Annotated in this window: 8 protein-coding genes and 1 pseudogene; 1 reads left to right on the top strand and 8 read right to left on the bottom strand. The window is 65.2% G+C overall.

Annotated features, from left to right (window positions below):
• Window positions 1-53 precede the first annotated feature (53 nt).
• The 6 genes and pseudogenes from scpB to ABIB78_RS06860 form a co-directional block, all read right to left on the bottom strand.
• A pseudogene (gene scpB, locus ABIB78_RS06885) lies at window positions 54-828 on the bottom strand (SMC-Scp complex subunit ScpB); the annotation flags it as partial.
• A 22-nt stretch (window positions 829-850) separates the two neighbouring features.
• Window positions 851-1,672: a segregation and condensation protein A gene (locus ABIB78_RS06880; RefSeq protein ID WP_429022898.1), complete on the bottom strand. Its 822-nt coding sequence runs from the start codon at window positions 1,670-1,672 to the stop codon at window positions 851-853.
• Window positions 1,669-2,691 (bottom strand): beta-N-acetylhexosaminidase, encoded by a 1,023-nt coding sequence (gene nagZ / locus ABIB78_RS06875; protein ID WP_429022895.1) that lies wholly within the window; start codon window positions 2,689-2,691, stop codon window positions 1,669-1,671. Before nagZ ends, ABIB78_RS06880 begins: the two co-directional genes overlap by 4 nt.
• A 46-nt stretch (window positions 2,692-2,737) precedes the next feature.
• Window positions 2,738-4,198: an SPOR domain-containing protein gene (locus ABIB78_RS06870; RefSeq protein WP_429022893.1), complete on the bottom strand. Its 1,461-nt coding sequence runs from the start codon at window positions 4,196-4,198 to the stop codon at window positions 2,738-2,740.
• Window positions 4,199-4,316: 118 nt separating this feature from the next.
• Window positions 4,317-6,113 (bottom strand): arginine--tRNA ligase, encoded by a 1,797-nt coding sequence (argS, locus tag ABIB78_RS06865; protein ID WP_429022890.1) that lies wholly within the window; start codon window positions 6,111-6,113, stop codon window positions 4,317-4,319.
• Between the two features lie 9 nt (window positions 6,114-6,122).
• Window positions 6,123-7,331, bottom strand: coding sequence for a deoxyguanosinetriphosphate triphosphohydrolase (locus ABIB78_RS06860; RefSeq protein ID WP_429022888.1), 1,209 nt, complete (start codon window positions 7,329-7,331; stop codon window positions 6,123-6,125).
• A gap of 138 nt (window positions 7,332-7,469) precedes the next feature.
• On the opposite strand from ABIB78_RS06860, the gene erpA reads away from it, so the two are divergent.
• The gene (gene erpA, locus ABIB78_RS06855; RefSeq protein ID WP_021081206.1) at window positions 7,470-7,799 is read left to right on the top strand and encodes an iron-sulfur cluster insertion protein ErpA; all 330 of its coding nucleotides are present in this window, start codon (window positions 7,470-7,472) and stop codon (window positions 7,797-7,799) included.
• 63 nt (window positions 7,800-7,862) lie between these two features.
• Here erpA and ABIB78_RS06850 read toward each other — a convergent pair whose 3' ends face one another.
• Together ABIB78_RS06850 and ABIB78_RS06845 are read right to left on the bottom strand one after the other, a co-directional pair.
• On the bottom strand, window positions 7,863-10,991 hold the full coding sequence (locus tag ABIB78_RS06850) for an efflux RND transporter permease subunit (protein WP_429022885.1): 3,129 nt from the start codon (window positions 10,989-10,991) through the stop codon (window positions 7,863-7,865).
• Between the two features lie 3 nt (window positions 10,992-10,994).
• Complete coding sequence (locus tag ABIB78_RS06845; protein WP_429022882.1) at window positions 10,995-12,128, bottom strand: efflux RND transporter periplasmic adaptor subunit; 1,134 nt, start codon at window positions 12,126-12,128, stop codon at window positions 10,995-10,997.
• Window positions 12,129-12,277: the final 149 nt, after the last annotated feature.

The following is a 12,277-nucleotide window of genomic DNA, read 5'->3' as shown; positions in this document are numbered from 1 at the left end:
CGGCTCACCAACGTCGGCCGCATCCACTTCGGCGGCACCTTCCGCTTCGACTTCGGTTTCAGCCGCGGCTGTGGTTTCAACCTCGGCAACCACTTCGCCCTCGGTCTTCGGTTCCTCAGCCTCCGGCTCGGCGGCCGGCGCCAGCAGCAGTTCCAGCGTATCGCCGGGCTGGAGCGGCTCCTCGTCTTCCCGCAGTGTCGCGTCATCCGACGGCGACGGAACGCTAAAGCCGGTCGGCAGACGCGAGTCGAGCAGACCCGTGCCCTTCAGCTCCTCCAGTCCCGGCAGGTCGCCAAGTGCTTCCAGGCTGAACTGCGACAGGAACCCGTCGGTGGTTCCGAAGGTCAGCGGACGGCCCGGCGTCTTGCGGCGGCCGCGCGGGCGGATCCAGCCGGTCTCGAGCAGCACATCGATCGTGCCCTTCGACGTGACCACGCCGCGAATCTCTTCGATCTCGGCGCGGGTCACCGGCTGGTGATAGGCGACGATCGCGAGCACCTCGATCGCTGCACGCGACAGCTTCCGGGTCTCGGTGCTCTCGCGCGTCATCAACCACGACAGATCGCCGGCGGTGCGGAACGTCCACTTGTTGGCGACCCGAACCAGATTGACGCCGCGCGGCGCGTATTCCGCCTGCAACTGCGCAAGCGCCGCCTTGATATCGACGCCGTCGGGCATCCGCTTCGCAAGCGTCGCCTGATCGATCGGCTCGGCCGATGCAAACAACAGGGCTTCCAGGAGCCGCAATTCCTCAGGACGCGCCACCGGATCCATAGGAGAAACCTCCTCCTCGGGCTCTTCTCTGCGCACTTCCGCCAAGCTTGCCATGGGCTTGCTCTCCTTCTTCCACTTACTCAACCGACAGGTCCGGCGCTGCCATCGCGGCTTGCGCTTGACGCTTTCGGAAATAGATCGGCGCGAACGCCTGCTTTTGGTTGATTTCCATCTCGCCCTCGCGAACCAGCTCGAGGGCCGCAGCGAAGCTCGATGCGAACACCGTCGCCCGCTGCGTGGGATCGGCGACATAATTCAGCAGATACTCGTCGAGGCAGCTCCAGTCCTCGGCGATGCCGACCAGCCGCTCCAGCGAGGCGCGCGCTTCGGCGAGCGACCACACGGTACGCTTCTGCAGATGAACCGTGGTCAGCACGCGCGACTGGCGCTGCGTGGCATAGGCCGACAGCAGGTCGTACAGGGTCGCGGTGAACTTCGGGTGCTTGATCTCGGCGATCGATTCCGGATTGCCGCGCGGAAAGATATCGCGCTGGAACTGCGGTCGGTTCATCAGCCGGTTCGCCGCTTCGCGGATCGCCTCCAGACGGCGCAGCCGGTTGGCGAGCGCGGTCGCCATTTCCTCGGCGCTCGGCCCCTCCGCGCTCGGCGGTTCCGGCAGCAAGAGCCGCGACTTCAGGTAGGCAAGCCAGGCCGCCATCACCAGATAGTCGGCCGCGAGTTCGAGGCGGATCTTGCGCGCCGCCTCGATGAACGAAAGATATTGATCGGCGAGCGCGAGGATCGAGATTTTCGACAGGTCGACCTTCTGCTGCCGTGCCAGCGTCAACAGCAGGTCGAGCGGGCCTTCATAGCCCTCGACGTCGACCACCAGCGCCGGTTCGCCCTCGGCGAGGTCGGCCGGCCGCCCGGTCTCAAACGATAGAATTTCAGCGGTCATGCCGTCCCTACCCGATCCAACAACGCGTCCAGTTCAGCCCGCGCCGCCTGCCGGTCCAGCGGCTGGGGCTGCTTCCGAGCGGCGAGCGCCGCCTTGGCGCGCTCAAGTGCCTTGCCGCTCAGTTCCGGCGTCTCCCGCGCAACCCCGCGCATCTCGTCGATATCGCCGTTGCAGTGCAGGACCATGTCGCAACCGGCGGTGACGATGGCGCGGGTCCGCTCGGCAATCGATCCGGCCAGCGCATTCATCGACACGTCATCACTCATCAACAAACCCTGAAACCCGATCAGGCCGCGAATCACCTGTTCGATGATTGTCGCAGAAGTCGTCGCTGGATGGACGGGGTCCAGCGCGCTAAACACAACATGTGCAGTCATGGCCATTGGCAGGTCCGCAAGCGGCTGGAACGCGGCAAAATCGGTCCGTTCCAGCTCGGCTCTGACGGTATCGACCGTCGGAAGCCGGAAATGGCTGTCCGCCGTGGCCCGGCCATGGCCGGGAATATGCTTGAGAACCGGCAGCACACCGCCCTGTTCCAGCCCCTCGGTAACCGCGCGCGCGATCGTCGCGACCTTGTCGGGTTCGGTTCCATAGGCCCGGTTGCCGATCACTGCATCTGCGCCTGCCACCGGAATGTCGGCCAAAGGCAGGCAATCGACGGTGATCCCGAGGTCGATCAAATCGGCCGCAATCAGCCGTGAGCTGAGCCGGGCTGCCGCAAGGCCGAGCTTCGGGTCGATGTCGTAAAGCGCACTGAAGGTCGCTCCAGGCGGATAAACCGGCCAATGCGGCGGGCCGAGCCGCTGCACCCGACCACCCTCCTGGTCGATCAGGACCGGGGCATCGGCCATGCCGACCGCGGACCTGAGTTCCCCAACAAGAGTCGTCACTTGGGCAGGACTCTCGATGTTGCGCTTGAACAGGATGAAGCCCCACGGCCGCTCGGCGCGAATGAATTCGCGTTCAGCGTCATTGAGGATCAGCCCGGATACGCCGGTGATGAATGCGCGGTTGGTCATTCGGCCGATTAGGCCGTATGCAGCTCATGGGTCAAGGAAACGGCCTTTAATTTCTTTGGATGAGGCACTGCGGCCCACCAGCGGACATCAGGCTCCGGCACACTTGGTTCGCTTCTTCCGACGACGCGAACGGGCCCGCGAAGGCGCGGTAATAGACGCCCTTCTCGCCGAGATCGACGCGTTTCACCACCAAGGGCTGCGAACCGAGCACGTTGCGATATTTGCCCTGAAGCGTCCGATACGACGCCTGCGCGTCAGACTCGTTCTTCTGCGACGACACCTGCACCAGATATCCACCGCCACCAACCGAGGCCGTCGAGGTCGACGCCACCCGGGTCGGGGGCGCGGCCGGAGCCGCCTCGGTCTGACCCGGGGCCAGCGAAAGCGGTGCGTTAACGCTGGCATTGGCCGCCGCCAGGTTGCCGCGCGAAATCGGCGGCTTTGCAGCAGCTGGAGGCTTGGCCGGCGCGGCGGCCGCAGCCTGCGCGCCATCAGGCGTATCGCCCTTGACCGAGAGGGTGCGGACCTTGCGTGGCTCGTTGTTCGACAAGGTCCCGTTCGCGGTGATCGGCGCTGGCGCAGGCTGCGCCGTCTGCACGCTGGCGGCCGGCGGCGGATTCGCGTTCGCGTTCAGCGGCGGAAACACCACGCGCGGTCCGGCCGTCTTCGAATTGACGTCGACCGGAGTCTCTTCGCGCGACACGATCTTCTCCGTGCCGTCCCCCGTCGCCATGCGGTCCGGCGTCTTGGCCGGCGCATCGGCCTGGGCCGGGATCACCTTGGTCGGCGTGTTGTCAGCCTTGATGATCGGCGGCTCACCGGCGCGCGGCGAGCCGACATAGTTGCGATACGCGAGCGCACCGCCGGTGCCGACCACCGCAAGCGCCACGACCGCAGCAACCGTCATCAGGCCACTGCTCCGCCGGCGCGGTTCCGGTTCCTCCTCATCGGCCTCATAGGCATAGGGATCGTCCGGGTAAGCCGGCTCGCGCTGCAGGTCCTGTTCGCCGGCTTCCAATTGGCCATACAGCGCGTCGTCATAGCGCGACGGATCGTCCTGGCTCTGACCGCCGTAGTGCGGCTCGTCGTCAAAGGTCTCGGGCTGTCGCGGAGGCTCGACCGGCCGGTAGGTGGCGGCCGGCTCCGGCGCTGGCTGTGCTTGCTGGGTCGCGTAACGGTGCAACGGATGCACCGGGCTCGGCTGGTAGTCCGGCTCGGGCTCTTCGTATTCGGTGTGCTGCACGGGCGGCGGAACGACTGCCTCCTGCCGCGCGCGCTGCATCCAGGGCGGCGGGCCAGCAGCCGGCGCATCGTCGTCTTCGGCCTGCGGCTCATGCTGTTGCGGCCGCACATTGGCGCGCGACTGCAGCGGACGCGGCGGCGGCTTGGTGGCGGAGCCGAACGGATCCGTCTGGCCGATCAAACGGGCCAGTTCGGCAAGCGGGTCGCTCTCGGCCTTGGGGGCCGTATCGGCGGAAAAATGTCGGTCCTGATATCGATCAGCCATCGTGATGATGCATCCCCTTCGGGACAGCGCCAAGATCGCCGGCACAGCCGGTCCGAACGAGTTGGCCCCTGCCAGATGCCCTCACAAATCCCCACTCGTGAGGGCCTAATGCCCCTGCCTACCGCATCTCGGTTGGAGCATGGACGCCTAGAACAGCTAAGCCCGATGCCAGAACCGAGACGACGCCCTGAACCATTGCCAGTCGCGCCCTCGTGATTTCTGCATCATTATTGATAATGAAGCGTAAATAGGGCAAATCGCGCCCCTTGGTCCAAAGCGCATGAAATTCACTGGCCAAATCATACAGATAAAAGGCGATTCGGTGCGGCTCATGTGCAACCGCCGCAGCTTCGATCATTCGTGGATAGAGCGCAAGCTGCCTGAGCAGGCCGAGTTCAGCCGGGTCGGCCAGTCGTTCCACCGCAGCGTTGCGCAAATAGGCCAGCCGGGCGGCGTCGGTCTCGGGCAGATCGGGAACCGCCTCCTCCCGCGCATTGCGGAAGATCGAATGGCCACGGGCGTGGCCGTACTGGACGTAGAAGACGGCGTTGTCCTTTGACTGCTCGATCACCTTGGCGAGGTCGAAATCGAGCACCGCGTCATTCTTGCGAAACAGCATCATGAAACGCACGGCGTCGGAGCCGACCTCGTCGACGACCTCGCGCAGCGTGACGAACTCGCCGGAGCGCTTCGACATCTTCACCGGCTCGCCGTGGCGCAGCAGCTTGACGAGCTGGACGATTTTGACGTCGAGCACAGCCTTGCCCGCCGTCACAGCCTTCACGGCCGCCTGCATCCGCTTGATGTAGCCGCCGTGATCGGCACCGAACACATCGATCAGATTGGTGAAACCGCGCTCGAACTTGTTTCGGTGGTTGGCAATGTCGGACGCGAAGTAGGTGTACGACCCGTCCGACTTGATTAGCGGACGATCGACGTCGTCGCCGTAGGCGGTAGCGCGGAACAGCGACTGCTCGCGGTCTTCGTAATCCTCGACCGGCTTGCCCTTCGGCGGCGGCAGGCGACCCTCGTAGATGTCACCCTTGGCGCGCAGGAAGCCGATGGTCTCGGCGACCTTGTTGTTACCTGATGTAATCAGCGAGCGCTCGGAGAAGAACACGTCGTGATGGATGTTGAGCGCGGCAAGATCGCCCTTGATCATCTGCATCATCATGGCGATCGCCTTGTCGCGCACGATCGGCAGCCACTCGGCTTCCTTCATGTCGAGCAGCTTCTCGCCATACTCCTTGGCGAGCGCTGCGCCGACCGGCACGAGGTAATCGCCGGGATAGAGCCCTTCCGGAATCGCCCCGACGTCCTGACCCAGCGCCTCGCGGTAGCGCAGGAACGCCGAGCGCGCGAGCACGTCGACCTGCGCGCCGGCGTCGTTGATGTAATATTCGCGGCAGACATCGAAGCCCGCGAATTGCAGCAGGCTGCACAGCGCGTCGCCGAACACGGCGCCGCGGCAATGGCCGACATGCATCGGCCCGGTCGGGTTGGCCGAGACGTATTCGACATTGACCTTCTCGGCCTTGCCGATGTCGCTGCGCCCGTAAGCCGAGCCGGCGGCCAGCACGGCGCGCAGCGCATCGGCCCAGACCTGCGGCTTCAAGGTCAGGTTGATGAAGCCGGGCCCGGCAACATCGACGGAGGCCACCAGCACGTCGGCGCGCAGCCGCTCGGCGATCTTGTCGGCGAGTTCGCGCGGCTTGGCCTTGGCATCCTTGGCGAGCACCATCGCCGCATTGGTCGCCATGTCGCCATGGCTGGCATCGCGCGGCGGCTCGACCACGACGCGGGACAGGTCGATACCCGCGGGCCAGTTGTCCTCGGCTGCGACAGCGGCACAGATCGCGTGCACGCGCGTCAGCATGTCGGCAAAAAGGTGTGGTGTAGCAGTGGTGTCGGCCATGGCAGGGCGCTAACGCAAATCCGGGGTCGAGTCAAAAAGCCTTTGATGCTCGATCAGGGCGAAACGGTCGGTCATGCCGGCGATGAAATTGCCGATCCTCCTGTTCCGCGCGCTCCCGGTCTCCTGCACACTCCCCTCGATCCATTCCGCCGGCAGGTCGCCGGGCGATTGCCGGTAGCGCTCAAAGAGATCGCGGACCACCTGCTCCGCCTCCCGCATGACAAGCATCACCCGCCGGTGGCGGTACATCCGCCGGAACAGGAATGCCTTGATCGCAGCCTCCTGCTCGGCGACCTCGGGCGGAAACGCGATCAGCGGCGCATTGTGGTGGCGCACATCCTGGGCCGATTGCGGCTGGGCGGCCGCGAGGCGCCGGGTTGCCTCGTTGAAGACTGCGCTGATGAAATGTGAGATCAGCTCACGCACCAGCTCGGCGCCGCGCCGGACCTCGTCGAGCCCGGGGTACCGGCGGTCGATCTCGGCAATGATCTCGGCGGTCAGCGGCATCTCCTTGAGGTCGTCGACCGCAAACAGGCCGGCGCGCAGGCCGTCGTCGATGTCATGGGCGTCATAGGCGATGTCGTCGGCGAAGGCCGCGATCTGCGCCTCGAGTGAGGCATAGCTCCACAGCTCGAGGTCGTAGGTCTTGTTGTAGTCGGCGATCCCGACCGGAATGCCGCTTTCCAGGTAGCGCTCGGCCGGCGCGCCGTTGCGCTCGGTCAGCGGGCCGTTGTGCTTGACGATTCCCTCGAGCGATTCCCAGGTCAGGTTCAACCCGCCGAACTCGGGATAGCGATGCTCCAGCGATGTGACGACCCGCAGCGCCTGGGCATTGTGGTCGAAGCCGCCATCATCCTTGAGGCATTCGTCGAGCGCCCGCTCTCCAGCATGGCCGAACGGCGGGTGGCCGAGGTCGTGCGCGAGCGCCAGCGTCTCGGTCAGATCCTCGTCGACGCCCAGCTGGCGGGCCAGCGCGCGGGCGATCTGCGCGACCTCCAGTGAATGGGTCAGCCTGGTGCGGTAGTGATCGCCCTCATGGAAGACGAAGACTTGGGTCTTGTGCTTGAGGCGGCGGAACGCGGTGGAATGGATCACCCGGTCGCAGTCGCGCCGGAACGGGCTGCGGGTCCGGCTCGGCGGCTCGGCGACCAAGCGGCCGCGGCTGCGATCTGGGTCGCAGGCATAAGGCGCGCGGGGGGCAGCCATTCCGACCGACACAGTATTTTAGTCCTTATCCATTTGATTCCATGGTCCGACGCACTTAACTATGTCTGAGGCGGCCGACCAAATGAATTGGGCATGACGCCGAGCCTGATCCGTTCAGATCGCGCTCAAATTGGGTTTCGGAGACCGACCATGACTGCTGCCATCACTGTCAGCGAACGGGCCGCCCGCCGTATCGGGCAGATCCTCAGCAAGGAAGGCGACGGCGCCAAGCTGCGCATTTCGGTCGAGGGCGGCGGCTGCTCCGGTTTCCAGTACAAATTCGATGTCGAACGCACCCAGGCGGATGACGACCTCGTGATCGAGCGCGACAGCGCCGTGGTGCTGATCGATCCCGCCTCGGTCCCGTTCCTCGCGGGCTCGGAAGTCGACTTCGTCGACGACCTGATCGGCGCCTCGTTCCGCGTTGTCAATCCGAACGCCACCGCCTCCTGCGGCTGCGGCACCAGCTTCTCGATCTAACGCCCCACGCTCTCACGCGGTTTCCCGACGCGAACCGGTGACCGGTTCGCCGGAGACGCCGCGCTATTCGGCCGCGACCACCTGCGGCCGCGCGACGTCGCCATCCGCCTCTGCCTGCGGATCGAGCTTGCGCCGTAGCCTGCGGTCGATGCGGTCGAGATAGATGTAGATCACCGGCGTGATGAACAGCGTCAGCAATTGCGATACGCAGAGGCCGCCGACCACGGCGACGCCGAGTGGCTGACGCAGTTCGGCGCCGGCACCCGCGCCAAGCGCGATCGGCAGCGTGCCGAAGATCGCAGCGAACGTCGTCATCATGATCGGGCGGAAGCGCAGCAGCGCCGCCTCGCGGATCGCGTGCTCGGCGCTCAGGCCGACGCGGCGGCGCTCGAGTGCGAAGTCGACCATCATGATGGCGTTCTTCTTGACGATGCCGACCAGCATCACGATGCCGATCATCGCAATCACCGAAAGCTCCATGCGGAACATCATCAGCGTCAGGATCGCGCCGATGCCGGCCGAAGGCAGGCCCGAGATGATGGTGATCGGATGGATGAAGCTCTCGTAGAGGATGCCGAGGATTACAAAGGCCGCGAACACTGCGGCGAGGATCAGGACGCCCTGTCCGCGCAGCGAATCCTGGAACACCTGCGCAGTGCCGGAGAATCCGGTCGCGATCGTCGGCGGCAGGTTCGCGTTCTGCTCGAGCTCGGTGATCCTGTCGACCGCATGGCCGAGCGAGGTGCCGGGCGCGAGATTGAACGAGATCGTCACCGCCGGCTGCTGGCCCTGGTGGTTGATCTGCAGCGGTCCAACCGTCGGCACCAGCCGCGCCACTGCATCCAGCGGAATGGTCTGACCGTTCGCGGTCTTCATGTAGAGCTTCGACAGGTCCGACGGATCGACGCGGAACTGCGGCTGCACCTCCAGGATGATCTGGTAGTCGTTGGAGGGCATGTAGATGGTGCCGACCTGTCGCGCGCCGTAAGCGTTGTAGAGCTGGTTGCGAACCTGGTCGACCGTGACGCCGTAGACCGCCGCCTTCTCGCGGTCGATGTCGACCGTCATCTGCGGATTCTTGATGTAGAGGTCGGTGGTCACGTCGAGCAGGCCCGGGATCTTCTCGATCTTGTCCCGCATCTCGGGCGCCCGCCGGTACAGCGACTCGGTGTCGCCGCTCTGCATCACATACTGATACTGGCTCTTGGAGATGCGGCCGCCGATGTTCAGGTTCTGCACGCTCTGGAAGAACGCCTGCATGCCCGGGATCTCGCGCGCCTTCTGGCGGAGGCGGCCGATCACGACGGTGGCGTTGTCGCGGGTCTTCTGTGGCTTCAGCGCGATGAACAGCCGGCCGTAATTGGTGGTCGGATTGGGACCGCCGGAGCCGACCGTGGAGTTGATGTAATCGACCGACGGGTCGGTCCGCATCACCTCGACCAGCGCCTGCTGGCGCACCTTCATCGCCTCGAACGAGGTATCGGTCGCAGCCTCCGTCACGCCGATCAGGAAGCCGGTATCCTCCTGCGGGAAGAAGCCCTTCGGCACGATCATGTAGAGGTAGATGGTGCCGCCGAGCGTCGCGAGCGTCACCACCAGCATCAGGGCCTTCTTGGCCAGCACCCAGTCCAGCGCCCATTCATAGGCGCGCAGCCAGGCTTCGAACATCGCCTCGAACGCGCGCAGCACGATGTTCGGCCGCTTGGTCGCATCATGCGCGCGGAGTACGCGGGCGCACAGCATCGGTGTCAGCGTCAGCGAGACGAAGCCGGAGACGATGATCGCAACCGAGATCGTCACCGCGAATTCGCGGAACACGCGGCCGACGATACCGCCCATCAGCAGCACCGGGATGAACACGGCGATCAGCGAGAAGGTGATCGAGATGATGGTAAAGCCGATCTCGCGGGCGCCCTTCAGCGCCGCCTCGAACGGCTTCATGCCGTGCTCGATATGGCGGACGATGTTCTCCAGCATGACGATGGCGTCGTCGACCACGAAGCCGACCGAGAGCGTCAGCGCCAGCAGCGTCATGTTGTTGATTGAGTAGTCGAGCGCGTACATCGCCGCGCAGGTGCCGAACAACGAGATCGGCACTGCGAGCGCCGGGATAAAGGTCGCGGACGCCGAGCGCAGGAACAGGAAGATCACGAGGATCACCAGGGCGATCGCGATCAGCAGGGTCTCCTCGACGTCGCTGACCGCCTGCCGGACCGACACCGAACGGTCCATCATGACCTGCATGGTTACCGAGGGCGGGATCGCGGCGCGCAGCGACGGCAGCTTGGCCAGCACGGCGTCGACCACCGCCACGGTGTTGGCGTCGGGCTGCTTCTGGATCGCGAGCACGATCGCCCGCTCGTCGTTCATCCAGGTCGCGATCTTGTCGTTCTCGACGCTGTCATAGACCTTGGCGATCTCATCGAGCCGGACCGGCGAGCCGTTGCGCCAAGCGACGTAGATCTGGCGGTAGTCGGCCGCCTTGTCCATCTGGCCGGAGGCCTGCAGCGCGACGTCCTGCTTGGGCCCGTTGAGCGTGCCGACCGGAGTCGAGGAATTGGCGCGCGACACCGCGGCGCGGATATCCTCCATCGAGACGCCGCGGGCGGCTGCGGCTTCCGGATCGGCTTGGACGCGGATCGCAAACTTCTGCGCACCGTAGATCAGCACCTGGGCGACGCCCGGCAGCTGCGACAGCGCCTGCCCGATCGTGATGTCGCCATATTCATTGACCGCCGACAGCGGCAGCGTCGCCGACCCCAGCGAGACGAACAGCACCGGGAAATCCGCCGGGTTCACCTTCCGGAAGCTCGGCGGGATCGTCATCTCGATCGGCAGCCGGCGCTGGGCGATCGTGAGCGCCGTCTGCACGTCGAGCGCGGCGGCATCGATGTTGCGGTTGAGGTCGAACTGGATGGTGATGACGCTGGCGCCCTGCGAGGAGTTCGAGGACATCGAGGAGATGCCGGCAATGGTCGAGAGCTGGCGCTCGATGATGCCGGCGACCGAGGCCGCCATGGTGTCGGCGCTGGCGCCCGGCAGGGTCGCGGTAACCGCGATGGTCGGGAAATCCACCTTGGGCAGCGCGGAGACCGGCAGCAGGCGGAAGCCGAACACGCCGAATGCGATGATCGACGCCGTGATCAGCGTCGTCATGACCGGGCGGCGGATGCAGAGCTCGGACAGCGTCATCGGTCAGGCTCCGGCCTTGCGCGCCCGCAATTCGACCCGCGATCCTTCCGAGAGCAGCAGTTGGCCGTCAACGACGACGCTTTCATCACCCGCCAATCCGTCAGATATCACCGAGCTGCCCTGAAGGGTACGATCGACCTTGACGGGTTGGACCTTGGCGACGCCGTCCCTGACCACGAAAACGAAATTGCCGTTCTGGCTGCGCTGGACCGCGACCGTGGGCACCACCACGGCATCCTCGCTGCGGATGATCAGCTTGGTCTGCACGATGGTGCCGGGCCACAGCGTTTCGCTCTCATTGTTCATGATGCCGCGCACGGTGACCATGCCGGTTGTCGCATCGACAGCGTTCTCGACCATCGCGACTTTGCCGCTTTCGGAACGCTGGTGGCCGGGAATGGTCGCTATCACCTTTGAATCGCCCTTCGCCATGGCGTCGCGCAGATCGACCAGCGCACGCTGCGGAATCGCGAAGGTGACATAGACCGGCGCCATCTGGTTGATGACGGCGAGTGGCTGGGTGTCGGCGGGACGGACGAAGTTCCCGACCTTGACGTTGGCGGCGCTGATCCGCCCCGCGAACGGTGCGCGGATAACGGTGTAGCTCTTCTGGACGCGGAGATTTTCCAGCGCGAACTGGTCGGCCTTGATGGTGCCGATCAGGACATCGGACTGGGTCCTGGCGTTGTCGAGATTGACCTGGGTGGTCGCGCCCTTGCCTACGAGCTCAGTGTAGCGGCGGAGGTCGCGCTGTGCGCCCTCGAGCTGAGCCTGGTCGCGCGCCAGGATGCCCTCGGCCTGCTCGATCTGGGCGTCGATCTGCCGTGCGTCGAGCATGAACAGCAGGTCGCCGTCATTGACCTTGGCGCCGTCCTCGAAATGCACCGAGACGATGGTCGTCTCCAGCCGCGACTTCAGCGCCACGCTGGAGATCGGCGTGACGGTTCCGATCGCATCGACATCGACCGGCACCGATTTGCGTTCGGCCTTGGCGAGATCCACTGCCACCACGCGCGGCCGCGAGGTCCCCTGCGCGGTGGCAGCACTGCCGCCCATCCACGAGGAGCGGGTCATGTAGGCCGCCCCGGCCGCAATGCCGAGGACAGCGACCGTCAGAACCAAATTGCGTTTCTTCATAAGTTTTGCACGTGCGCCGCCGGCTTCCCTTAAGGTCGGGACGCTTCGCAACTCCCCGTCGGCAATTGTTACGCCTTGTTCCGCTGAGGGTTAGCACAGGCGGACCGCCCATGGTATGCCACCTAAGTAAAATCGTGCGGCTTCGCCTC

The sequence above is a fragment of the Bradyrhizobium sp. I1.14.4 genome (assembly GCF_050435825.1).
GTDB lineage: Bacteria > Pseudomonadota > Alphaproteobacteria > Rhizobiales > Xanthobacteraceae > Bradyrhizobium.
The sequence above is the reverse complement of the archived record's forward strand: the minus strand, read 5'-3'. Positions and strand labels throughout refer to the sequence as shown.